This is a genomic window from Paenibacillus gyeongsangnamensis, from assembly GCF_027533625.1.
Taxonomy (GTDB): domain Bacteria; phylum Bacillota; class Bacilli; order Paenibacillales; family NBRC-103111; genus Paenibacillus_G; species Paenibacillus_G gyeongsangnamensis.
Genome location: NZ_JAQAGZ010000025.1, coordinates 17865 through 42899, shown reverse-complemented (window position 1 = coordinate 42899; position 25035 = coordinate 17865). Strand labels below are relative to the sequence as shown.

Sequence of the window (25035 nt, the reverse complement as noted above, 5' to 3'; positions counted from 1 at the left end):
AAAGATCAGAACCCGCTTTATTCAATGCGGGATCTGACCTTTTATCTCACTTTTTCAATATACCTAAATATTCTTTCCAAGGCCCAACGTCCATCCTGTATCTCTCGGCCATTACCCGTACGATTTGAGCCATGTGCGTTAAATCATGAACAACCCAAGTTGAAAGCAATTCTCTTTACTTTACTACACCGAATGCAGGGTGTGAACCCGTCAATTCAAGATGCAATTCAGGTTCGATAAGAGTCTTAAGCTTGGTCGTATTTAGTAATCTAATCGTTTTGAATTCAAGCAACTTCTGTTCAATCGATCGTTCAGACCTTTCATTTAAGTGAGAATAACGATCAAATGGGGGAAACGGTTTACTTTCACCTTCCTGAAGAATAAATTCTAACCTTGGTATCCAATTCACTTTCTCTCCCTCAATCAGGTGCTCAATCACTTCAGAGACATTCCAGGTCCCTTCGCCTTCATTGCACTGCAACCAACTATCGGATAAACCGGATAAAAAATATTCCAAAGCTTGCGGCGTACGCTCCAGAACTTCAATAGCCTCTTTCATATTGAAATTCATATGACTGCTCCTTTCTATGATTAATCCCGAGGTACTCTTCCAACAATATAACATGTATATGCTTGCTGTTGTAAATAAAAACAGGTTTCTCAATGGAAACCTCAGATTGACGAGAAACCCATAAGATAGAGAAATCTGCCCGGGTACCCGGTAGGGTATCCCCTTTCGACCGCTGTTGTTATCGGAAAATTTTCAATTACAGGGGATACCCCACTAACCTTTAGCATTTTTTCTGCATATCCGGGTTTCTCTATATCCTGAGGTTCCTCATGGGAACCTGCTTAAAGTTGGTTTATTGCTGTTTGCGAACCAGCAACGCTTCCATCCGACGACGCATCGGTCGCGTCAACGCCATCACAGCCGTACGAACGATCAGGTTTGCAAGTATAATCAAAACCGACAATGCCGCTGCCGGAGCTATATCGCCTGAATCCTCCAAGTTGACAATGGCTACGGAAGCCGGCTTCAAGTCCGGTGCATATAAGAAGATGATCGCCGAGACCGTAACCATGCTATTGATGAAAAAATACATCGCGATCTCTAAAGTCGCCGGTAACGACATCGGTACCGTAACCCGAAGCAACGTCCGATACCACGGTACGTTCATCGATTCTGATGCAGCCTCGAACTCGCTATCAAGCTTCTTGAGAGCGGAGGTCATGGTTAAAAACGAAACCGAGTAAAAATGCACAATGTTGCATATGACGATGATCCATATGGTACCGTACAACCCGTGGAGCGGTTGGTTCGGATTATTGAAGAAAAATACGTAAATGAGCCCCAGTACCAATCCTGGCAGCGCCAGCGGGAGCATGGAAAGAAAATATGCGGCAGTGCGCAAGAAACGGTATCCGCGGGATTTTTCAATGAGATATGCGAACAAAAAGGTTACTACGGTACCAATCACCGCGGTACAAAGCGAAATGACCAGGCTGTTGACAAATGGGTCTGAACCTTGGCCGGCGATATTTGAAAAATCATAATTAGAGAGTGAAATCTCCAAATTGTAAGGCCACACTTTTACTAATGACCCGTAGATAGCTACAAGAATAATACTCAAAATCGCGACGGACAGAACCAGGCAAAATATAAATAATATTCCGTCGCGCAGCTTATTCGCTTCAATTCGATAGGGGCTCGATTTTGCGCTTAGCTGGCCGTTTTGTTTTCGCTGGGAAATTCGGTCTATGACAAACGATATGACAGCAGGAATTAATAGCAGTATACCGACTGCGGCGCCCATTTGCATATTTTGTTGGCCAATGACTTGTTTAAACAAATCAGTCGCAAGTACATTGTACTGCCCTCCAACAACTTTGGGCGCCCCAAAATCCGTAAACGTCATGACAAAACAAACAAAAATCGAGCTAAGGAGCGCAAATTTAGTTCCGGGAACGGTAATGGTCCAAAATTTACGCCATTTCCCGGCCCCCAGAGTTTCCGCCGCTTCATATATCCGATAATCCGAACTCGCAAGCGCAACCGATAGCATAAGAAATGCTTGTGGAAATGTATACAAGATTTCCGATATGATGATCCCGATCGGTCCATACAGTTCAATTCGGAATTCCGGGATTCGCCCGAAAAAACCGGTGGAAATCAATCCCTGATTGCCGAATAAATAGATCAACGCTAATCCTTGGAGCATCGAAGGCGCGAAGAGCGGCAGTAACGCTACCGCCCGGAAAAACCATTTTCCTCGAATCGCGCTTCTCTCAAGCGCAAACGCAAACCCGAATCCAAGCGTCACTGCAATAACGGTCGTGATCGATGAAACCTTAAGGGAATTCCATAACGAAGCAGAAAGCGCCGGCGTTGAGAAATATTTTGCAAAATTGGTCAATCCTATAAATTGTCCGTCTTGATTACTTACGGCTTTCATCGCGAGTTCCACGAGCGGCAGCAGGATCGTAATCGTTAACGCCAGCGTCATGACCAGGATGATCAGCTTCTGACTCCAAGCGTTAGAATGAGGACGAATTCGTTTTAACAACTCCATAACAGAAGTCCCCCTTATCCCACCGCGATGCCTGCTGTCGAATCAAACCGAATAACGTGTTCGGGCGGCAAGTCGAACATTAGCTTCTGATTTTTCTTAACATTGAAATTAGACATCGCCTGAGAAGGCAAATCAATGGTAACGAATTGCTGCACCGGATGATCCTGCTGATCGAGCAGTTCCGCGAATACCCGATAATAGGCCCCGCGATATTCGAAATCCCTCACTATCGCATATCTGTTCTTTCCTCGATCTTCCCGAACCAATTGAACATGTTCCGGCCGAATAGCCAGTACACTTCCCTGCTTTTCCTTCCCCGTTTCAACAAAACTTATCGCTCCGATAAAATCGGCGACAAACGGGCTGTTGGGCTTTTCATACACTTCTTGTGGTGTACCGATCTGGATAATCCGTGCTTGATTCATGACAACGATGCGACTCGCCATCGTCAGAGCTTCTTCCTGATCGTGCGTGACCATAATCGTGGTCATACCGAATTGCTCGTGAAGGCGAAGAATTTCACGGCGCAGCTTGACTCGAACCTTAGCATCAAGTGCAGATAACGGCTCGTCCAACAACAGGCAATCCGGTGAAAACGCAAGCGCACGTGCGAGAGCAACCCGCTGCTGCTGGCCTCCCGACAATTGAGACGGCACTTTGTTCCGCTGCTCACCTAGTTCCACTAGTTCGAGCAGTTCGTCTACACGATCGGCAATTTGGGATTTGGTTAAACGATTGCGAAGTCCATAAGCAATGTTCTCGGTTACAGTTAAATTAGGGAATAAAGCATAGGATTGGAACATCATTCCGAAGTTCCGTTTCCCGGCCGGCTCTGCGGTGATGTCTCTCCCTGCAATCGTTATTTGTCCCTGGTCGACTTTTTCCAGCCCCGCAAGGATCCGAAGCAACGTTGTCTTGCCGCAACCGCTTGGTCCGAGCAGACAGATGAACTCATGCTTATCGATATCTAATTCGATCCCTTGCAGTGCAGCTTGCTTCCCAAATCGCTTGGAAAGGTTTCGCACGGATAAGTAACCTTGATTCATACAGATACTCCTTCTTTTAGCTAATTTACCTAAAAGGATCTTACGAAATAGGAAGGATGCCAAAAATCGGCATCCCTCGTATATTACACAGCGTAATCATTGGATTTATTTTTTCGGCTCCGCCTTCGATCCATACTTCTTATCCCAGTCTGCAAGCACTGCATCGCGATCTCTGGCAGCTTGGTACAAGTCCACCTTGATTAATTGGGATACCGGGTCTTTGCTGTAGCCTTCCGGAATTTTCGCACCTTCTTGCTTGACGCTCAAAATAGCATAATTCTTATTGTATTCTTTCATCGGCTCATCGCTAATCGCCCAGTCTAGGAACAGTTTCGCTTCCGGCTTAATCTCTTTCTTTTTGACGAGCGCGTTCGCTTCCATGTCCCAGCCCGATCCTTCTTTCGGGAATATCACTTCAACCGGAGCACCCTTTTTCTTTTCTTGGATGCCGCTGTATCCATAAGAGATGCCGATCGGAACTTCTCCTGAAGCTGCCATTTTCGCAGGTTTGGAACCGGAGTGCGTATACACCATCATATTTTCATGCAGCTTATCCATGTACGACCATGCTTTATCCTTGCCATACAGCTGGTTGAACGCGTTAACGGTCAAGTATCCGGTACCTGAGGATGCCGGATGCGGCATGGCGATCAATCCTTTATATTCCGGCTTAATCAAATCTTCGTACGATTGCGGAATCGGCAATTTCCTTTTTTCCATTTCTACCTTATTTACAATAAATGCAGTCTCCCAAATGTCAATACCGACCCATTTCGGCGGATTCGCCTTATCTTTAAATTCCGGCAGAACCCTCTCAACACCTTTAGGTGCGTATGGTTCCAGCATTTTCTGATCATCCATAACGAGAAGGCTGGTTGCCGCCAGACCAAAGATCACGTCAGCTTGAGGATTTTCTTTCTCTGCAAGCAGCTTAGCTGTGATAATCCCTGTCGAATCACGAACAAAGTTAAGCTTAATGTTCGGGTGCTGGGCCTTGAAGGACGCGACATACGTTTTGATCTGTTCATCTTCCATTGCCGTATAGATATTTAACTCCGCCGGTTTATCGGTTGCAGGCGTCGTCGAAGAATTCTGCGTTGCGTTTTTCGTTCCATTTCCGCATCCCGCCAATAAACCTGTAACGACTAATAGAGCTGCGATCGATTTCCATTTAAATTTCATAGTTATCCTCCATTTTCACGCATGATGCGTAGTTATTAGTTATAACAGCTTACTACTTAGATTCAATCCTATGGTACCAATTACAATAAGCGTAATCCAAAAGATCTTCGCAGCATTAAACTGTTCTTGGAAAAAGAAGTACCCTGCCAGCGCAATCAAAACCATGCCGATTCCCGGACCATGTGGCATAAGCGACGCTGACTTCAATATGCTTCAAAGCCAAATTAAGCAAAGTGAAGCTGCTACCGTAAAACACAAACATCAGGATGGACGGCCACAATTTTGCGAACCCTCCGGATATTTTCATCGATAGCGTACCCGATAATTCGAATACGATGGCAAGAAACAAAAAAATAGTACCCACTTCTTACTCACCCTTCATACATTGTTGATCTTTCGATTCCTACTTGAGCATAGTCAGTAATGAGGGCATCCGCATCGAGTAGATAGCTATCTTTCGAATCCGTCGGCTTTCGATTACAAAATCCAATGGTCAGGGCAGCTCCCGCCGCTCTCCCCATTTTCATATCACCGTTCGTATCCCCGATAACGCCCACTTCATTAGGAGAACATCGCAGCTGCCGGCAAGCCTTCTCCACCATCTCGGGATCGGGTTTTCCCGTGCCTACCAGATCATTGCCGATGACAACTTGGAAATATTGCCTGATCCCCATCCAATCCAAATGCTTTTCCGCTTCGACCGTATCATCTGCCGTCACTACGCCCAAAGGAATTTGAAGCGCATGACAGCGCTCGAGAAATTCCTTTAAGCCGGGGAGGGCGCGAACGGGCCTGGTTTTCTGCATTTCCTCGTCCGCTGCCAGCTTACACCTTCGAACGATTGTCATCGCTTCGCTCCACGGCAGACCTAACCGGTAACCATGCCAGGCCAAGACCGAAAGCAAATCGGTTGTAGACGCCATCGCCAGCGGACCGTTACGATCGTAATCGACAATGCGGCCTTTTGAATCAACATGGGCTCCCAGTAAAGCAGGAAACTGATCGGCAATAAGTTGTCGTGTGTCAGCCGGAAAGCACTCGGTAAAATGACGGATCAATGCTTCGCTCCATCCCCCCCACAGTCCGACAAATTCAAGCAGCGTTCCATCCTTGTCAAACAGAAGACCTCGGACTGCGAAGCATTTTCCATGTACCCATAAATTATAAATTGTAATCACTCCCATACCATGCCGCACGTTTATCTAAGCTGATTTTAATTGTTAGTTGGTTAACGCAATGGCTGCTAGGAACACCCATGTCTCTGACTGCGAGAGCGGACCAAATATTTCATATCGTTCAAATTATATTTAACATTATATGTTTTCACCCCTAAACACCCTATTCATTTCATTATGTACAATATTTATTGTACACTAAACCGAATTATCCTTGTGTCAACAGACTATTAATCCAAAGTAAATTTTACGTAAATCCCCTTCTCCTCGCATCCGTTAAAAATATTTTGTATACTACAAGAGAGGATTAACGATACGAACGGGGATGTGAACAATCTAGTGTCTCAAAATGCAGAGAATCAGAAAAGGGATCAAAGGCTGCGCATCAGGCAGCAAGTGATTGAAGCCATTGCTGAAACGATGGATTTGTACGGCGCGACTCATTCGTCCGGACAATTATACGGGATTATGTTTTTTGAAGATCGGCCCATGACGCTCGAAGATATGAAGACGCGCATGAACATGAGCAAAAGCAATATGAGCTATGCGGTTCGATCGCTGATGGAATCCCAAATGGTCATGAAATTGGAGGAAAAGCAGGAGCGAAAGGATTTGTATATGGCAGAGACAAACTTTTTTCTTGCGTTTCAAAACTTTTTCACTCTGAAGCTCCAGCGTGAAATCGATGTAATGACATCAGCCATTAACCATGTTCTTCCCGAGCTGAAAGAGCTCATCCTTGATGAACAGACACCGGACAATGAACGGCAGGCAGCCCTTCAAGACTTACATAAGCTTCGTCATGCAAATAGATATTACGAATGGCTGCAGCAATTTGTCGACGGTCTGAAGCGAGGCGAATATTTTAAACAGCCCCCTGGGTCGTAACTGAGCATAACATACATGCCTCCAAATAATTTGTATAAAAAAAAGAGATGGTGTCGAAAGAACACCATCTCTTTGCTTGTCTAATCTTACTTCTTCAGCAGTCAATTTATATTGGAACTAATTAATGAATTGCGAATATTGCAGCATTCTCTTCAACATAGAAGCGCCTTGAGCACGTGTAGCGTTCTCTTTTGCAGCAAATGTCGTATCCGTTATGCCTTGGACAATATTAGCTGCAAGGGACCCGGCCACCGCATCTTTTGCCCAATCGGCAATACCGTTACGATCAGTAAACTTATCAAGTGCTTGAGTATCGGCCTGAACTTCTTTTCCGCCGACTTTCAGAGCTCGTACGATCATCGAAACCATCTGTTCGCGGGTAATGTTCGCATTCGGTTTAAAGGTGCCATCCTCAAAGCCGGCAATAAGCATGGCCTTTTGCGCTGCTCCTACGGATCCGGCAAACCAGTCCTCTGAATTCACATCCGCAAACGGCTTCTCCGAATTTACTTCGACCAGACCAAGCGAACGTACCAGCAGAGCTGCAAATTCAGCACGTGTAATCCGGTTATCAGGTGCAAAGGTACGATCCGTTTCTCCGTTCACAATCAGCTTGTTCGCTAACATTTCCACATCCGCTCTAGCCCAATGACCCTGCATGTCGGCAAAAGATTTGTCGGACTGAATCACCGTATAAATACTGTTATGCGGAGAATGAATCGTCACTTCAGCCGATCCGTTGACATTTGAAATGACGGACGGGATACAGCTTATGCGGTTGTTCCCATCAAACCAAACCGCTGTAACCTTGCCTGGGTCTACTTCAGATGGTAAGGTCAAGGTACGTTCTACATAAGCCCCATTGAAATCCGTTATATCCTTACCGTTTACACTTACGTTAAAGTCAACCGGGTTAGCCAGCTTCTGTGCCCCTTCCTTACGGATTGCGGCATTCAGAGCATCATCAGAATTTCCGGATACTTTCGTAATAGTGACTGTGACTACCTGATCCTTTGGCAAATTCTTAGACACATGTACCGGGAGACTATAGCTTGCCCCATCTACTTTAATTTGTACAATGGCTCCCGGCTTCTTAGCAGCGGCATCCAAGAGAGCATTTACAGGGAGTTCTACCTTGTTCACCGGATCGGAACCTTTGATTTCGATGATAACCAGCCGGGTTTGATCAGAAGTAGAGAAGGCTTTCGTCAGCTTGTCCGCATCTACGGTTACTTTCGTTACGGACCTGCCATCGCTAGTCTTTTCATTCGTTACTTTGGCGTCAGTAGTAAGATTTAAAGTCACCTTATCTTTTTCCTTACCCGTTTTTATTGGTTCAGGTGTAGATGGCGCTCCCCCGGCATTGCCAGATGCAGGAGGATGATTGTTCGAATCATCGCTGGAATTACGGAGAGTTTGAATGGTAACGCTAGGTCCGTAATTACTCCAATTCCCCGCTGCATCCCCGGCTTTAACGGTAAATGTATAGCTCGAACCAGGATTCAAATCTTTTACATTATAGGTTAATACGTTGCCTAACGTGATTACCTCGGAGTACGTGCTTCCCGTAACTGTGTATAACTTATATGCAGTTACTCCTACATTATCTATGGCCGCAGTCCAATTGAGCGTCGCCCCATGTTTACCGATATTGGAAGCGGTCAGGGTACTGGTAACTGGCCAGATTGGAGCTTGCGTATCCGGCACCGTTACGTTCATGTCCTTCACATAAACACTTCGAGTTACGGTTGCTGCCTTACTGCCCTTACTGTTAGTCACATCGTATAGCAGCGTATACGTCCCTGCTAGGCTCGTATTCACGCTGCCTGTAACCTTAATGAGAGAAGTAATGTCTCCGTCCTGTTCGTCCATGGCTGTTGCGCCCGGATCGGTAAATGCGCTGCCGAGTCCAACGATCATCGGATTGTCGCCTTTCAATGTTATGACAGGTGCAGCCGGGTTGTCCGGATTGGATGGTACAGAGAATTGCTGAGCGACCTCACTTGCTTTTAACGTTCTATTGTACAATTGCAGTTCGTCGATTTGTACCTTCGCATTACCCCAAAGATGTCCTGTTCCGTCTGCGCCTAATTTCGTGGAAAAGCCGGAATCAATCGTTCCAACATTGTTTGAAAGATCAACGCTGGCTATCAATACTCCATCTTTGTAGAAATCGGCGTATTTGTCATAAGCCCGGTCATGGGATATGGCAATATGATGCCAGTTACCATCCGCTACGTTAGCAACGATGTAATCTAACGGTGCGCTGCCTGAAGTCTTATAGTTCCAATGGATGCCGCCATTCTCAAGCCCGACAGACCAACCTGTGCCCACAGGATTGGATACATCTTTGTTGGAAACCAGCACTCGATTATCGGTCGTTGCCGCGGAGTTGATCCAGAACGACAAAGCAAAATCCGAAGCGTCGCCGAGTTGGGGCTTGATCAGATCCAGATAAGTACCCGTTGCATCAAGGAGCAGTGCATTGCCGATTCTGCCGGGAACAAATGCCGGGGTACCGTAAACGGCTGCATTCACATTCCTTGCGATATCAAGCATATTATTCTCAAAGCTCATTTTTATCATGTTCGGTTTATTGCCTGCGCTGTCATCTACCGTGACGATGCATGTGTCTGTAAAGTTTCCGTCTTCGGTTCGAACCGTAACGATAGTAACCCCTGGGTTCAGTCCTTCAACAACGGCATCCGTTCCTTCCGGAACCCCTGTTACACCTACGATCGTCGGGTCGCTGGAAGACCAGATCAAGTTTTGATTCGTTGCCATCGCCGGAGATAGAACCGCATGAAGATTGGCCTTCTGGCTTTGCCGCATTTCAAGAGTTGGGGAGTCCAATTTGACCCCTGCGACCGGGTTCGACGGACCGTTGACCGTAACGTTCGCAACCGCCTGGAACCCTCCATCGGCCGTGGTTACAGTGATTTTCGTTGTACCCCCGGAAACCGCCGTCACGAGTCCACCTGCAACGGACGCAACGAACGGATTGCTGCTTTTCCATGTCACATTCGGATTATCCGGATTAGCCGGTGTGAGGGTGGCGTTAAGCTGTGTCGACTCGCCCTTGTTCAAGGCAACAACCGATTTATCGACGGTAACACCTGAGACAAATACTTGCCCTTCCTTGTATAAGGTCATCGCTTCATCAGCCGTTACTGCTTTTCTGAACATTCTCATCTCATCGAGGATAACATTGGATTTGCCTAAGAACTGACCTTTCCCATCGACTCCGATTTTTGGCGTAAAGGGAGTGTCAACGTCCCCCATGATCGAGCTGATATCGTAAGATGAGACTGGAACGCCGTCCCGATAAAATGTGGCCATTCCATCCCGCTTGTACGAAACAATTACATGATGCCAGCTGTTATCGACAACACCATCCATATTCATGACCAAACCCGGATAACCGGAAGGGGCGTATTGGGCTCTGATTACGTTTCCTGCTACGGAAATATTCCAGCCGTTGTTCGCCGCCAGGCTCGAATCCATGTTGGAGATAATGGATGTTGCCACATTATCCGTTGTTGGAATTTTCGTCCAGAAGGCAAAGGTAAAATCCGTGTATCTTCCAAATTTAAAAAATTGATCCGAGTTGCCGAGATCCAGATATGTAGCACCGGTTACGCTGGAAGCGCTAAGCTGAAGCGCCTTGCCAAATTTGCCGGGCACGTAAACAGGAGCAGGCCCATTAACTAGAACCTTCGTGTTGTAGAGAGAACTATCGGTTAAATTGTCATCGAACTTCAAATGCAGCAATTCTTGATTTGAAATCGATTGTGTTACTTTGACCGTGCAATCTGCCGTGAAATTCCCATCAATGGTACGTACGGTGACTTTGGCCGTCCCGACCTTCAAGCCAACAACATTGGCGTCGGTCGTACCGCTGATGCCCGTGACCTGCACAATATTCGGATCGCTGGATGACCATGTCACATTTTTATTCAACGCATCTGCAGGAGACAAGATGGCATGAAGCTGTGCAGATTGATTCGCAAGCAATTGCATACTTGTCTGATCCAGTGATACTCCGGTTACAGGCACATTGACCGTGATCGTCGAGGTAACAAAATATCCCGGGTCGTCCGCTGATGTCGCTGTAATGGTAACAGTTCCCCCGCTTATCGCTTGGACAGTCGCACCGTACACGCCTGCCGTAACCGTACCAGCGTATACACCTGCGGTAACCGTACCAGCGTATACACTTGCGGTTACCGTAGCCACGCTTGGATTACTGCTTGTCCACACGACATTCGGGTTACTCGCATTCGTCGGCTTGATCGTTGCATTTAATTGCGTCGTTTGCCCTTTCCCTAGTGTTACTGCCGGTTTGTCTACCGCTATTCCCGCCACTCGGATATAACCTATGGGGTCCACTGTAACATTCGCAACAGACGTAAAACTTCCATCATAAGTTGTGGCCGTCACTGTCGCCTTCCCAGGAAGATTTCCGGTCAGCGATGCGCTGCCGCCTATTGAGTTTACAGATACAACAGTGGGGTCGCTGCTTGTCCACGAAACACGGGTATCGTTCGCATTAGCGGGCATAACAGCAGCCGTTAATGTTGTGGTTTCGCCTGGATACATTCTTACCTTCGGTTGATCAAGAGTCACTCCGGTCACAGGGACGCGTGGAACGACTTGGAATGACGTGCGAGCCACTGACGTATAACCGTCATTTACAAAATAGACCGCATCATAATTATCTGGGGCCAGCCCAGTGAAACTAACTTTCCCGTCGCCAGGCTGTATATATTTCCATGTAAAGTATGAGCCAGATCCACCCTTGTAGAGACCGACCCAATCCTTCCCGTTTGCACCGGCCCCTGTGTACGATAGGGTAATGGTTTCCCCTTGAATGAAAACGGGTTTGTCCGGTGTTATAGTCTGGCCGGCAGCAGCGTCAGCGACATGAATGAAAGATGAGACGAACACATTGAAAATCAACATCATGACTGATGCAAGACAACCGATTAAACGCAACGTTTTTCGGGATCGTTTTTTGTTCAGCAATATGCTTTGTGAGAAAACCATATTGGCAAAACCCCATTTCTACCATATTTTAAGCTTAAAATTATATAACCCTGCCATCCATTATGGCGATGCTTGAATCCGAAGAAGTAACAACGGATTTTTTATGCATCCACTTATAAATGATAGGTATCAGAATTAAACTGATGAATGTTGAACTGAGCATCCCGCCCACAACCACAATGCCCAGAGTTTGGGAAATTACCGTGTCCGATCGGGAAGAAAGCGCCAGCGGAAGTAATGTCAATATCGTCGCGAATGCCGTCATAAGGACAGGCCGTATACGGGATAATGTTCCCTGTATAATGGCCTCTTCCGGAATCATCCCGCTTGACATGTTCCGCTCTATTTTATCGACCAGTACAATTCCGTTGGTTACCACGATGCCAATGAGCATTAAAACCCCAATAAATGCGGCAAGATTCCACTGCTTTCCGAATAGAACCATTCCCCATACCGAGCCAATGAGGGATAGCGGGATGCATACAAGTACGGACAGAGGAGCTGTCCATCCTCGGAAGACTGAACTCACAATCAAGAGAACGAGCACCACAGAAATAGACAAGGAAATCGCCATTTCCATGATCATCTGCTGAACTTGTCCGGAAATCCCTCCGAAAGAATAGCTCACTCCTTTTGGAAGGTTTAATCCATTCATAACCGTTCGGACTTGGTTAGTCACCTTTTCTACATCCTGAGTAACGATATTGGCGGTAACAACGGAGAAAGGGTGACCGTCACGATCCCGGTATACGGATAATCCATGGTTTGGAGCGATAGAAGTGAGCTGTTGTAAGCTGAAACTTTGTCCATCCTTGGACTCAAAGGTTTCATTCGCCAATAAGGATAGGACGTCCTTCCCGGATTGTTTGGCCGTAGAATCGAGATCCGTGTTCAGGATGAGCGGGATAGGTTGACCGCCTACGGATGCATCCAGCCTTGTTCCTTGTGATAAATACGGCTGAATTCGATTTACAATATCCTCTACTTTGATTCCGCTGCGTTTGATTTGATCCTGATTTAGAACTAAATGGTACGAAGTGCCGCTTCCCTCATCATTTTCAATTCCTTCAACACTAAGTCCAGATACGAGTTTCAGTATATTTCGGGCTTTCCGGGCGATACTATCGAGCGCCTCGGCATCCGCTCCTGTAAAGATGACCTTTAACTGCGAATCATCACCCGAAATATTACGATTGGTCACCGTATACTTGGCGGCACTTTGTAAAGCCCACAGTTGATTTCGAAGTTCCGTTACAACCGTATCCACATTTACATTCGCTTTTACTTTAACCGTTAGATTGGCTTCCGTTGTGGATTGAATCCATCCCCCGCCATCGTCAAACACATCGTCAAACTGTGGCATAAAGGAGGAGCCTATGGTTGAAGTAAAGGTTTCGATTTGTGAATTCGATTTTAACAGATCCTCCACCCTTTTTACTTCGCTATCGACGGCCTTAAGAGAACTCCCTTCGGGTAACGCTGCCTTAATGGAAATTTCCCCCGGACCGCTTGTAGGAAGAAAATTCACAGGAAGAACGAATGCCTCCGCAGTTGTGCCGGCAAAAATAACAAGGGTCAGAGCCATGACCCATTTTCTTCGAGAAAATGCCCATCGCAGCATTCGATTCGCAAAGGGCTGGGTGGTATGAGAATTCACTCGAAATTCTCTCCAGCAGAGATGGGCGAACGCCGGAACGACGAAAAGCGAAACGAACAGCGATACGATTAAAGCAATGACGACCGTCCAGGCAAAAGCCGAGAAACTAGCTTGAACGATCCCTCCCACCAGGATGATCGGGATAAACACTACGATCGTCGTTGCCGTCGACGAAACAATGGCGGGCATCAATTCACGAACCGCACCGGACAAGAGCTGAAGATGGACTTTACGATCGGAGCCCTGGATTTTTCGAACCATATTGTCAAGAATGACGATCGAATCATCTACGACTCTCCCCATCGCGACTACCAATCCGGATACGGTAAGAATATTCAAGCTGATTCCCATCCATTTCAGCAAAGCCGTCGTTGTGAGCAGGCAAATCGGCAAGGACAAGGCAATCAATAGAGTAGCTCGGATATTTCGAAGAAATAACAAGACACTCAGCATGGAAAATAGACAGCCTAGCAGCCCTTCACGAATCAGCCCTTTAAGTGATGCCCTGACATCTTCAGCACGATCGAATGAGACCGAAAGCTGAATGTCTTTGGGTAAAACTCTCTGAAGTTCTTGGATACGCTCATGCACTCGATTCGATACATCGATAATATTCGATGAAGGATTCTTAATCACATCCAAGATGACACTAGGCTTACCATTCGTACGCGAAACGGTCTGAAGATCGACCATGGATGCGGATACGTCTGCTACGGCAGATAGCGGGATGGTTTTCCCGTTCGTACCATGAATCAGAGTCTCGTTTACATCCTGAGCGCTTGCACCCGGGCCCGTGACCCTGATAGGAATCGATAAATGGTCGGTGATGATCTTCCCTTGCGGCCAGACCGTACCGGGCGAAACAAGGGAGCGTTTGACGTCATCCAATGTGAATCCCGTCTTCTCCAGATCCTTCATCCGAAGCGTCACTACAAATCCGTTATCCCCCCCGCCGGTGATACGTATGTCACCTACTCCGGGCACACTTTTGAGTGGACTCGCCACTTCGTTCTGAAGCGAGGTGCGAAGGGCATTTTCATCCGCTTGATCGGACTGGCTCGCCACACTAAGCCTCATAATCGGAAAAGAGCTGGTACTCACCCGAGTGACAAGAGGCTTTTGAACTCCGGAAGGGAGGGTCAGACCGGTCAATGCTTGTGCAACTTCTCCTTCGGCCTTTTCCATATCATAACGAAAGGGAAAGTAAAGACTGCACAGCAATCCGCCGTTAAAGGAATTGATCTCCAGTGATTCTAATCCGTTAATATTTCGTATCGCCTGCTCCATCACTCCTGCTAGGCTTGCTTTCACTTGATCGGCTTGGTAGTTGTCCGCCCGCACACTGATCATGAGCGTAGAGTTATTGATAGGTGGGAGATAATCGCGTTCCATCTTATAGGCGGATATTCCACCCCAACCCAAAATGAGCAAAATCGATACGACAACTATCATCGAACGTTTCATCGCTGCTTCAATCACTCGCTGCATAACGGATCGGCCTCCTATTCAGAGCCCGATATTCACGCCCCCTTCTTCCTGTTTCCTTCTTGCCGCCAGGCGCTTTGGTCCATATACCCGGATAGCCTGTCTGCCTCCGGGTATATGGTTCATAGTAACCGGATTTTATTAATTATTTACAGTTCCTTGATTCCAAGATTCAATCGTGCGTGCAAGTTGTTTTCGAGCCGCGGATCCCGCTCCTGATAGGTCGTCGCTGTCCTTGCCAGCGGCGTTCCCGGAAGTGTAGAAATTATGCTTGGGCGCAGGCATCGGGACGTTCGGTCCCTTGATGGCCCTCCAGATCTCCTCATTAAGCTTCTGAGGATCGACCTGGTCAGGCTGTCCGACCATGTTCTCGGGCTTCATGACAGACTGTACGCTCACTGCCAACTGCGTACTCGATGGCTCCGTCGGCTGTGCCAGCCCTGCCGTTTGGGACCCTGCTTCTGCAACATTTGCCAGTTCAAACCAGTTTAAATTCCAGCCTGATTGAGCTACTTGAAGCCTTACCGTATGAATGCCTTCAGTCAAGTCAACCTGGTCTGATACTGTCGCCCAATTCTGCCACCCGCCTGTTGACGGCAACGAAGTTATTTTTTTCGAGACACCATCTAGAAGGAAATTAACGCTGCCTGGTGTCGAGGAGTTTACGGCCACTCTGTAATTAACCTTATAAGTTCCCGAGCTTGGAACTTTTATAGTGTAATCCATCCAGTCTCCCGGATCTAAATAGCCTACATCCTGTCCGCCTTCGCTACAGTTCTCTGTTTGAATCCCGGACATATCCAAATAATCTTCTGCTTCCACTTTTCCAGGTATTTGAACAGGAGCACCATTAACAGTTACACTGATGCTTCCGGTGTTGCTTCCGGTGAAGTTCCCAATGAGCGGGTAGTTAGCCTGGACCGTAAACTGCTGACGACCGCTTGACACCGACATCGGTACAGTAACTGTCCAGCTCGCACTAGCGCTGCCCCCAGAGGGAATCTCCTTCATAGGAATGTCTCCTGGTGTGACCGTCCATCCGTTCGGGGCTACCAAATGCAGCGTTGTACCCGACAACGGAGAACCTGCGCTGTTATTAACTGTCCCCGTGACGGTAACGGTTTGACCCGAATTAACGATCGGCGAAGAGACGGTCGCGCTTACCGTAGGTGCCATTACCGCATCATAGCCGGCGAAATTCGGTTTATCTCCGAAAGAGTAGATCATAGGTAAAGCCGCAGCGTCGAATTGGGTGAGCGGTCCCAGACCAACTAGCAGTTCCATCGTTCTCAGCATCGACACTTGGCTGTAGAAGTGCGAGTCGATGATGCCCCGCTGCGTGTAGGGGCTGATCACTTGGGCGATCGTACGGTGGGCGTCGACATGATCCACGCCTCCCTGCGCGTCGTCCTCGACGACGAAGATCGCAGTATCCTTCCAGTACTTCGAGTGCGATACCGTCTCCACGATCTTGCCCAGTGCCTGATCGTTATCCGTGGCCAGCGCCAACGCCGTACCCCCGCCAGCAGAGTGGTCGCGCGGCAGGTCGATGAATTGGAAGGTCGGCAGGTTGTCATTAGCGACGTACTGCTGGAATTCCTTGTTCCACTCTTGATACCGCGCCATATCGGTGATGCCCATGTCAAACCACGGGTAGTCATGGTCGGTATTATCGTTGAGCAGCTTCTCGAAGGTGCAGTACTTGCCTGCTGGACACTTCACCTCGTTGTTCGGACCGAACCAGTCCGAAGGCAACGAATGCATGCCATAGTGCCGGAAGGTCATACCGGCCGCAGCGGCCGCGTCCCACAGGAATGCACGGCTCGGGTCCGCATTGCCTGCCGTTACCTGCGAATCCAAATAACCGGAGGAGTCGTACCCTCCGCCAGTGCCGCCATAATACTGATGCGTGAGATACTGGTTAAACGGGTTGGAGTTGGCCTCTGTCGCCCAGTCCCAGCCATCCTGGCTCACCTCGCCATCGGCGTAGAAGTTGTCCAGCGTCACGAACTGCTGGGCGAGTTTGTGCTGGTTCGGAGTGACATTCCAGCCGAACAGAGTCAGTGAAGGATCCCCGTTGCCCTTGCCGAGGTCGCCAAGCACCTGATCGTAGGTGCGGTTCTCCTTGACGATGTAAATGATATGTTTAATCGGTGAACCTTCGCCGGGGTGACGCGGTACGATGGTGCCTGGTGCGTTAAAGTGCTTGTCGAAGCCCTTCGCCTTTCCCTTATCGTCGAAGCCGTTGTTCTCCCGCACCATCCGGGTGTACGTCGCAAGTTGAGACTCGCTCGGTGCCGGAACGACCGACAAGTAACCCTGCAGCATGAGCGTGATGTAAGGGCCGTTTTGCGGATTAGCGGGGTCTTTGCCCACGTTCGGCCCGGTGCCGAGTCCCTTGGCGCTGGTGATGAGGAGCTGGCCGCCCGGAGCGACCTGCACGCCGGTCGGGTACCAGCCGGTCGGGATGAGCCCCTTAGTGCGGCCGAACTCGCCTTTGTCAGAGACGTCTACTACGGCGACGTCGTTGTTGCCGGAATTGGCGACATACAGCGTACCACCGTCGGGCGACAGCGTCATGTTAGTCGGCGAGCTACCATTAGGCGCGTCCGGATACGGAGCCAGCGAGATCGTGTTCACGACAGTGTTGCTCACGGTGTTAACGATCGATATCGTGTCACTGTCACCGTTGGCGACGTAGAGCCAGTTCCGCTTCGCGTCGAGCAGCATGCTGTTTGGGTGGGTCCCGACGGTGAGCTTATTCTGCGGCGTTAGCGTGAGTCCGTCCACGGAGAGGATCGAGATCGTGCTCTCGGCCTGGTTCGTGACGTACGCCGTATGTCCGTCCGCCGATAGCCCCACACCGTACGGATAGGAGCCTACCGATGCCTGCGCGGTGTTCCCGGAGGCTATGTCGACGGCGAGGAGCTTGTTTTTGAACCCGGCGGCCACATACAGAGTCTTGTCGTCCGGTGAAATCGCGACGGTCTGTGCGAACGAGCCCGACGGCAGATCGATTTGTCGGTTCAGCTTGAGTTTGCTCACGGAGGCGTCCCAGTCAAAGACGAGGACCGAGTTCTTGTTAGCCGTGGCGAGGTAGATATTCCTGCCGTCGTGGCTGAAGATCAATCCAGGCCCCCCGCCTTGACGGATACTATGGTCACCACTTCTGAGGTCAAAATCCTGAATAAGACTGCCGTCCTTCGCATCCATTACTTTGATCGATTGCACGCCGTTGTTGTTGGGATCCCCAATGACGGTTGGAACAAGGACTGCTTTGCCGTCCGGCGATAGTACGGCGTTGGCTGGGTAGAAGCCGGCAGGCTTCTGCACACCAACGGGCGTTACCTTCCAGCCAGAGGGCGTGTAGGCGGTGCCGTTCACCTGAGGTCCCGCTACCATACTATAGCTGGCATAGGCGGATCCTGCACCCAAAACGAATAAGGCTAAAGCGGCCGCCGATAATTTCTTACTTAATTTCTTAATTTTCATCTTGATGTCCTCCAGATAAAAAATTTACTAGCCCGTGCTCACTCTTTCACCAGGAGTTTACTCCAAACAAAGTTATTTGCTCAACTAGATAATACTGAGTACTCCCAATCTGACGTTCGCGGCGATACCTGCGGATACGCTTTTTGCATATCGCGATTCGTGTCCCGATAAAATCCTTTACCCAGAGCCAATTCGTACAATGACGAACGGGACATGCAAAGTCTGATGTGGTAATTAAAGGCCACTTCAACCCGTAAGCATCACCTCCCCAAAAATTCTCACATCCATGCAGAAAAAAACTTTCATATCGAAAGCGAACGATTCGTTTAACGCTTGGGAAGTCGAGCCTTGGCTCCAACAGCGATTTTCGCGTTTTGAATGATCCTGTTTGTGTGTTCAATATTTTTTTAACACTACCAATATTTCTAGTAAAATAGTCCTTTATTTCATTATGTACAAAATAAATTGTACAATAGTTCCAGCTTCAATAGGTAAAATTGATGTAAAACTCAAATGAAGATTTTGTTAATACGAACGTCTCTGCAAGTGATTTGGAAAAAATTAGAGGTACCCTTTTCGGATACCCCTTATATAACGCAGCAAAGGGCTGCCACCGGCAACCCTTTTGATATTAAACTAAATACCGTTAGTGAAATAAGCTGGAATGTCGAATTATTTTGCGTGCTCGACTTCCCATTCTACCGGAGTTACCCTTATATATTTCTTAAATGCTTTTTTACTTCCGTAGTATCTACTTGACCAAATTAGGATTATAGAAACTTAATGAATAATTTTTACCGTTGATGAGGTTCTCCGCTATTTGTTTAATAACGGATGCACTACGAAATTCATGCAGGTCTGGAATCAATAAATCGGATGCCGCGATCCACTTGGAATCTATGATCTCATCTTCTTCTAATTGAAGGGAACCGCCAATAATTTCACCGGTAAAATGAAACATAATGACTTGATTGTTGGTGCTGCTAATAAAATTATAAACGCCCGTTGTCCCCGTAAGTTTGACATCATATCCGGTTTCTTCTTTTACTTCTCTACGTGCAGCATCTAAGATATCTTCACCCGGTTCTATCCTTCCAGACGGAAAGTTCCATTTATTCCTGGCAATCGGTTTGTTTTCTTTTATTATCAAAACAAAACCTTGTCTTCTTGAATGATAGATACACTAACAACTAAAACAATTCCAGTTTGCGCCATTTTTTTCTGCTCTCCTTCTCATCATTTCTATTGATATCAATCATTTCCCAAAATTTGTTTGGAGTGATTATACAGGTCAATGTATGGATAAACAAGACGATTTCTAATGATTACTGCCCAATAAATGTAATTAGGCTGCCGGTTGTTCATTCCGCGGCAGCCTCGTCGAGTTGATTATAAGTGCACTTGTTACTTCGTCTATATCCAATAGGACTAGCTACCCGATCGACGCTAAAAGGCTGGTCTGGTTCCGATGACGACGGTGGCGTCCAATTCTTCGGAACTGGCCACTTGCGGGATCAGTCCGTTGTGAGCGAAGAACTCGACGGTCTGCGGCGCTTGCCGCTCGCTAGTCTCGATTAGCAGGTGGCCGCCCGGTGCCAACCAGAGCGGCGCTTCGGCCGCCACCCGTCGCTGGACGTCAAGCCCGTCCGTGCCCCCGTCGAGCGCCACCCGCGCCTCATGTAGGCGGGCCTCCGGAGGCAGCAGCCTGATTGCCTCAGTAGGTACGTAGGGGACGTTAGCGACCAGGACGTCGATGCGGCCCCGCAGTGTGGCGGGCAGCGGCTCGTAGAGGTCACCTCCGTACACGTGACCATCGGCGGCAGTGACGTTGCGACGGGCACACCGTACCGCGGCGGGGTCGATATCGACCGAGTGCAGCTCGATCCGTTCTAGGGAAGCGGCCAACGCGGCGCCCAACGCACCCGAGCCGCAGCAAAGGTCCACCACTACGGCACTTGATCGGGCGAGGGCAGCAGCCTGACGTACAAGAAACTCAGTACGGAGTCGGGGGACGAAAACTCCCGGCTCCACCGCGAACCGCAAACCGCAGAACTCCGCCCAGCCGATGACGTGCTCGAGGGGCAAACCAGCAACTCGCTTATCCACCATGGCGGCAAGGTCGTCCGGCGTCCGAGCCGCGGAAACGAGCAGCCGGGCCTCATCTTCGGCAAACACACAACCGGCGGCCCGAAGCCTGTTGACAATGTTTGAAAAAAGGGCATCTCCTTGAAAATCACCGTAAAATTCCACTAATTTTCCTCATTTCGGATCTATAATATTTTATCGCTTTGCACCATGAGGCTACCGGATGAAAGTCAATGCGGCCTTGTCGCCTATCCACTCCAAACTCCATGTCTCATCTATCTTCGCCTTGCTGAGGCTAATTAGCAGCTCCCCCCCCTCTCCAGATTTTACTTGCAGCTTCAGACCGTCGGCCGCTTCCGATTCACCGGTCGTACCGCTTACGCTGAACGTTCCGCCATCACCCTCGTAGATAAAAGCATGGATAAACAGCACCTCCCGCTCCGCTGCGGCTGTACCCTGTACCCGGTGAATCAGCGTCTGACGGGATCCGCTCGGCGGATTATCCGGCGTGCGTGCCGTAATCAGCTCCGAAGGCTCGGAGCACCAGCTCGCCTGCAGCAGCCGGCCTTCCTTCATTCTCCAGCCCAGCGATTCCACGTTCTCATGCCGCTTGCTTTGCTTCCCGTGCAGCCATTCCTGCGACAAAGCGCTTACCGGGGCATCATAAGGCTGCCATGGTCCGTCGTCCTCCAAGCTGCCGCTCATATGGTACAGCAGGTCGATCTCCCGTTCCGCCGGGACGGTGACTTTGACGATATCCAGCAGTACCCGATCGGTTAGTGCATTCACTCTTCGCACACTCGCGCCACGGTATACCTCATCATCCCACGGACACATCTCCTTTGGCAAAATAATCGAGCCCTTCATCCGGTAGCCGTCGCCGTACCAGTTCACAGTAGTTTCGACCCAGTCGCCCCATGGCTCCTGACGGTACTGCAGCAGCTGCCCGTCGGCCGGCGGCTGATCCTTGCCGTTCAAGCATATCGTATTGTGCGAATACGTACGTTTGAACCAGCCGTAATGCGCCGGTACACCATACGCCGTGGTGCCCGGATCGATGAACAGCGGCACGCTGCCGACGCCGAACGAGAGCCCGAGGCGATCCATATGGTCGTGCTCCCCGCCGAACGTGCTGTGCTTCACCAGCAGATGCCAGCCGCTGCGGTTCACCAGCTTGGTCAAACCGCTAATGTCCGAGGTATAGTCAGCGGTCATCAGCTTCGTCAGCTCGTCTGTGATCGGTTCTCTGCCAAGCTCCTCGCCGAACCACAGCGCTTCCATCGAGCTGCGTTCGACGGGTTCGAAAGCAAAATATTGCATTGGTCCTGCTGTTGTCGCCAGTACCCTTGCCGCTTCCGCGTCATTTGCAGTTCCTTCTGCAGCTTCCCCGGCGGTTTCCCCTGCAACCATCTCCAACGTCTGCAGATCCCGCACGCGCGTTGCAGCGCTGCTTGCGGATCGGTCGAATCCCCTGCCGTAAGCCAGACGCAGCAGCTCGCCGTATTTGGCGTCCTTGTACCACGCGTAAGCCATTTCATAATAGGGCGCGAGCGATGCAACGGACATCGCGTAGCTCGCATCATTCAGATTCGGCAGCGTACCGTCCGGCAAAAGATAGCTTAGCGGCAAGTCAAACATTCGCTTAAGCACTGGATGATCCAGCAGATCCCACTGCGTGCCTTCTACGAGAATACAGTACTGCAGCAGCGAGTGGTAGCCGTAGAAATGATATTGGAAGTTGCCCTCGTACCACATGCCATCGTCCAAGACTCCCCGGCTCAGCTGGTCAAGCAGTCCATAGGCTCCTTCGAGTCCCGCACGATGGATCATCTTATCGTCCAGCAGAAATCCGAGCATACTGATCGCCGAAGTAATCAGCATGGCGTGGTTATGCAGCTGATGCTCCTTGTGGCTGATAAGAAACGCAGCGCATGGCCTTAACAAGCCGCTCTGGATCAAGTGCCTTTCCTCATCGGTCAGATGACTATCTATCAAACGATAGGCGTAGCACAGATCGATAATCCAATGCGCTTCGTCGAGCGTCTGGGCGAACAGCTTTCCCGGCCCGTTATAAGGGATATTCCCGTGTACCTTATACCCCTCATAGTATGTGGCATAAGCCAACAGCACCTCACGAACCCGTGTCACTGCCACGGGATCCTGCGCAACCAGACTGTATACCGCCAAATCCTTCATCCCGCTGCCCAGCTGCGAGTGAGCAAGCGTTACCCAAGCTCCGTCGAACGGCTCCCCGGCCCACTCCTTCACACACACCGGACACTCGTGCAGCCCCGGCCGGCTCCAATCGAAGCGAAGCCGCGCCCCGTCATAGCTGCAATAGTAATAATGCGTCCAATCTCCCCGCTCCTGCTCGGAGACGGGATAATCGATGGCCAGAGCTGTTTGGGCACGTCTCAGCAGCTGTTCCCATGCCCGCCGATATGCGGGATCGGAGGCGTTGTGCAGCAGCTTTTTCAACCGAAGGGCATTCATAGCAGGTTCCTTCTTTCTGTAAATAAGTTATCTTGATCTTCCCGTCAGCCTTTGACCGAACCCGAGGTCACCTGCATAAACGACTTGTTCGCAAGTACATACACGATCAATAACGGTAAAATCGACAAGCAAGCGCCCGCCATCATGTAGTGGGTCTGTGCCGCCGCAGAGATGCCGTAGCGAAGACCCGCCAAACCGACGGTCAGCACCTGCAGCTTCGGCTTGCTCATCGTGAACACGAGCGGCAGGATGTATTCGTTCCATGCCCCGCGAAAAATAAACAGCGCCGCTACGCCAAGGCCCGGCTTTAACAACGGAAATATAATGTGGGTGTATATCCACAGCTTGGAGCAGCCGTCGATCATCGCCGCTTCATCCAGCTCTCTGGGGATCGCCTTCACGAAGCTAAGCAGGATAAAGAAGATGGACGCATGACCGCTAATCAAAATAATGATAACGCCCCAAAGCGACGTGTGCAAATGCAGCTTCACCATTAGCTCGAACTGCGGCCGAAGCACGACCGCGCCAATGGAAACGAACATCGTCGCCGCCTGCAGTACAACATAAAACTTTTTACCTGCGTAGTGCAGCCGATCGACCGCATAAGCCGCCATCGAGGCGACAAGCAGGGTGCCTACCGTCGTGAAAATACTGATAAACAAGCTGTTCCACGTATAGGTGGAGAAATGCGCCTGCTGCCACACCTCGGCATAGTTGTTGAAATGCCACGACTCCGGCAAAATCGTCGCCCCTCCCGTAAGCTCCGCGTTCGATTTGAACGAGCCTAAAAAAGCTATGACGACGGGAAATATAGTCAACAGAGCGACGAAAAGCAGAAAGATCCATAACGCCGATTTTTTCACGGCGGACAGGATCGACCAAGCTGGAACGGCAGACTGAAGCTTTACGGCTTCCGTTGTCATCTGTACACCTCCTGTAAGTTTGGACGGGCGGCTTATTCGTACACCTTATTCATCCGTTTTGACGCGTAGAAATAGAGCAGAGTCACCACACCTACGATGATGGCCGTTACAAAACCGACCGCGCTGCCGTAGCCGATCTGCTGTTCAACCGAGCTGCCGGATGTCGCGATCGGGAAAAATTGCTTATATACGTACAAGAACATCACTTCCGTCTTACCGATCGGGCCTCCCTCCGTCAATACCATAATGCTCTCGTAGCCCTTCAGCGAGTTGATGATCGCCAGCATAATGACCATTTGGAGCACCGGTCCGAGCATCGGAATCGTAATGTACCAAAACTTTTGCATGGCGTTCGCCCCATCGAGCGAGGCGCTTTCGTAGACGTCGTTCGGAATATTTTGCAGCCCGGCGATGAACAGGAGCATATAATTCCCCACCGCACCCCACACCGCAATAATAATGACGCTGAGCATCGCATGTTCAGGGCCCAGCCAGTCAATGGCTTTATCAATGATGTGAAAGCGAAGCAGGAATTGGTTCAAAATTCCATTAAAAGAATTAAAAATGATAAAAAACACCACGGAAATGACGGAAGTGCTCACGATCGTCGGCATAAAATAAATCGCTCGGAGCAGATGCTTCCCGCGCAGCCCCCGATTGAGAATGACCGCCAGTATGAGCGATAACGGAAGCGTCAGAATGAGCTTACCTCCCGCATAAATAAACGTGTTGACGACGGAATCCCAATAAGTGTGATCGTGAAACAGCTGTGTAAAATTGCTCAGGCCGACGAACCGCTCTTTACCGTAGCCCTTATAATCGTAGAACATATACCGCATCGCCCAAAAAATGGGGTAGACGCCGAATACGAGTGTCAGCAGCAGGCTGGGCAGCGTAAATCCGATACCCGGAAGCTGCTCGCTCCATCTTCTCATTTGAAACATAGAACCGCACCTCCTCATAAGCTATATCATTTTAAAAATCGGAGCCTTC

General features: G+C 49.4%; 14 protein-coding genes and 2 pseudogenes. 1 reads left to right on the top strand and 15 read right to left on the bottom strand.

All coding sequences use genetic code 11. From position 1 onward, the window contains the following. Positions 1–46 precede the first annotated feature (46 nt). From O9H85_RS30230 to O9H85_RS30205, 7 genes and pseudogenes are all read right to left on the bottom strand, one after another. Positions 47–571 (bottom strand): annotated as a pseudogene (locus O9H85_RS30230) (DinB family protein). Between the two features lie 292 nt (positions 572–863). Then, positions 864–2570 (bottom strand): putative 2-aminoethylphosphonate ABC transporter permease subunit, encoded by a 1707-nt coding sequence (locus O9H85_RS30225; RefSeq protein WP_269885124.1) that lies wholly within the window; start codon positions 2568–2570, stop codon positions 864–866. Between the two features lie 14 nt (positions 2571–2584). Continuing rightward, positions 2585–3616: an ABC transporter ATP-binding protein gene (locus tag O9H85_RS30220; RefSeq protein WP_269885123.1), complete on the bottom strand. Its 1032-nt coding sequence runs from the start codon at positions 3614–3616 to the stop codon at positions 2585–2587. Between the two features lie 105 nt (positions 3617–3721). After that, the gene (locus O9H85_RS30215; protein WP_269885122.1) at positions 3722–4798 is read right to left on the bottom strand and encodes a putative 2-aminoethylphosphonate ABC transporter substrate-binding protein; all 1077 of its coding nucleotides are present in this window, start codon (positions 4796–4798) and stop codon (positions 3722–3724) included. A gap of 39 nt (positions 4799–4837) precedes the next feature. Continuing rightward, positions 4838–4963 carry a DMT family transporter gene (locus tag O9H85_RS37575; RefSeq protein WP_333474283.1) on the bottom strand — a complete coding sequence of 42 codons (126 nt, stop codon included), beginning with the start codon at positions 4961–4963 and terminating at the stop codon, positions 4838–4840. Further along, positions 4914–5105: a DMT family transporter gene (locus O9H85_RS30210; protein ID WP_333474284.1), complete on the bottom strand. Its 192-nt coding sequence runs from the start codon at positions 5103–5105 to the stop codon at positions 4914–4916. Before O9H85_RS30210 ends, O9H85_RS37575 begins: the two co-directional genes overlap by 50 nt. 64 nt (positions 5106–5169) lie before the next feature. After that, on the bottom strand, positions 5170–5982 hold the full coding sequence (locus O9H85_RS30205; RefSeq protein WP_269885121.1) for an HAD family hydrolase: 813 nt from the start codon (positions 5980–5982) through the stop codon (positions 5170–5172). Between the two features lie 330 nt (positions 5983–6312). On the opposite strand from O9H85_RS30205, the gene O9H85_RS30200 reads away from it, so the two are divergent. Then, positions 6313–6861: a GbsR/MarR family transcriptional regulator gene (locus tag O9H85_RS30200; RefSeq protein ID WP_269885120.1), complete on the top strand. Its 549-nt coding sequence runs from the start codon at positions 6313–6315 to the stop codon at positions 6859–6861. A gap of 117 nt (positions 6862–6978) precedes the next feature. Here O9H85_RS30200 and O9H85_RS30195 read toward each other — a convergent pair whose 3' ends face one another. The 8 genes and pseudogenes from O9H85_RS30195 to O9H85_RS30160 all read right to left on the bottom strand — a co-directional run bounded on the left by O9H85_RS30195 (position 6979) and on the right by O9H85_RS30160 (position 24977). Further along, positions 6979–11907 (bottom strand): Ig-like domain-containing protein, encoded by a 4929-nt coding sequence (locus tag O9H85_RS30195; protein WP_269885119.1) that lies wholly within the window; start codon positions 11905–11907, stop codon positions 6979–6981. A gap of 40 nt (positions 11908–11947) precedes the next feature. Next, entirely contained in the window at positions 11948–15052 is a 3105-nt protein-coding gene (locus tag O9H85_RS30190; RefSeq protein WP_269885118.1) for an efflux RND transporter permease subunit, read from the bottom strand. 138 nt (positions 15053–15190) lie between these two features. Further along, positions 15191–18262, bottom strand: coding sequence for a carbohydrate-binding protein (locus O9H85_RS30185; RefSeq protein ID WP_269885197.1), 3072 nt, complete (start codon positions 18260–18262; stop codon positions 15191–15193). A 1030-nt stretch (positions 18263–19292) separates the two neighbouring features. Further along, a pseudogene (locus tag O9H85_RS30180) lies at positions 19293–19756 on the bottom strand (NUDIX hydrolase). Positions 19757–19987: 231 nt separating this feature from the next. After that, a complete protein-coding gene (locus tag O9H85_RS30175) occupies positions 19988–20791 on the bottom strand; it encodes a putative protein N(5)-glutamine methyltransferase (protein WP_269885117.1) in 804 nt (267 codons plus the stop codon). 51 nt (positions 20792–20842) lie between these two features. Beyond that, on the bottom strand, positions 20843–23119 hold the full coding sequence (locus O9H85_RS30170; protein WP_269885116.1) for a heparinase II/III domain-containing protein: 2277 nt from the start codon (positions 23117–23119) through the stop codon (positions 20843–20845). A gap of 44 nt (positions 23120–23163) precedes the next feature. Next, entirely contained in the window at positions 23164–24042 is an 879-nt protein-coding gene (locus O9H85_RS30165; protein WP_269885115.1) for a carbohydrate ABC transporter permease, read from the bottom strand. Between the two features lie 32 nt (positions 24043–24074). Then, complete coding sequence (locus O9H85_RS30160) at positions 24075–24977, bottom strand: carbohydrate ABC transporter permease (RefSeq protein WP_269885196.1); 903 nt, start codon at positions 24975–24977, stop codon at positions 24075–24077. Between the last annotated feature and the right edge of the window lie 58 nt (positions 24978–25035).

Coding starts and splice junctions, on each gene's coding strand:
- O9H85_RS30215 (WP_269885122.1), bottom strand. CDS start 4,798: ATGAAATTTAAATGGAAATCGATCGCAGCTCTATTAGTCGTTACAGGT.
- O9H85_RS30165 (WP_269885115.1), bottom strand. CDS start 24,042: ATGACAACGGAAGCCGTAAAGCTTCAGTCTGCCGTTCCAGCTTGGTCG.
- O9H85_RS30185 (WP_269885197.1), bottom strand. CDS start 18,262: ATGGATGCGAAGGACGGCAGTCTTATTCAGGATTTTGACCTCAGAAGT.
- O9H85_RS30210 (WP_333474284.1), bottom strand. CDS start 5,105: ATGAAAATATCCGGAGGGTTCGCAAAATTGTGGCCGTCCATCCTGATG.
- O9H85_RS30225 (WP_269885124.1), bottom strand. CDS start 2,570: ATGGAGTTGTTAAAACGAATTCGTCCTCATTCTAACGCTTGGAGTCAG.
- O9H85_RS30195 (WP_269885119.1), bottom strand. CDS start 11,907: ATGGTTTTCTCACAAAGCATATTGCTGAACAAAAAACGATCCCGAAAA.
- O9H85_RS30205 (WP_269885121.1), bottom strand. CDS start 5,982: ATGGGAGTGATTACAATTTATAATTTATGGGTACATGGAAAATGCTTC.
- O9H85_RS30170 (WP_269885116.1), bottom strand. CDS start 23,119: ATGAATGCCCTTCGGTTGAAAAAGCTGCTGCACAACGCCTCCGATCCC.
- O9H85_RS30190 (WP_269885118.1), bottom strand. CDS start 15,052: ATGCAGCGAGTGATTGAAGCAGCGATGAAACGTTCGATGATAGTTGTC.
- O9H85_RS37575 (WP_333474283.1), bottom strand. CDS start 4,963: ATGGTTTTGATTGCGCTGGCAGGGTACTTCTTTTTCCAAGAACAGTTT.
- O9H85_RS30160 (WP_269885196.1), bottom strand. CDS start 24,977: ATGAGAAGATGGAGCGAGCAGCTTCCGGGTATCGGATTTACGCTGCCC.
- O9H85_RS30220 (WP_269885123.1), bottom strand. CDS start 3,616: ATGAATCAAGGTTACTTATCCGTGCGAAACCTTTCCAAGCGATTTGGG.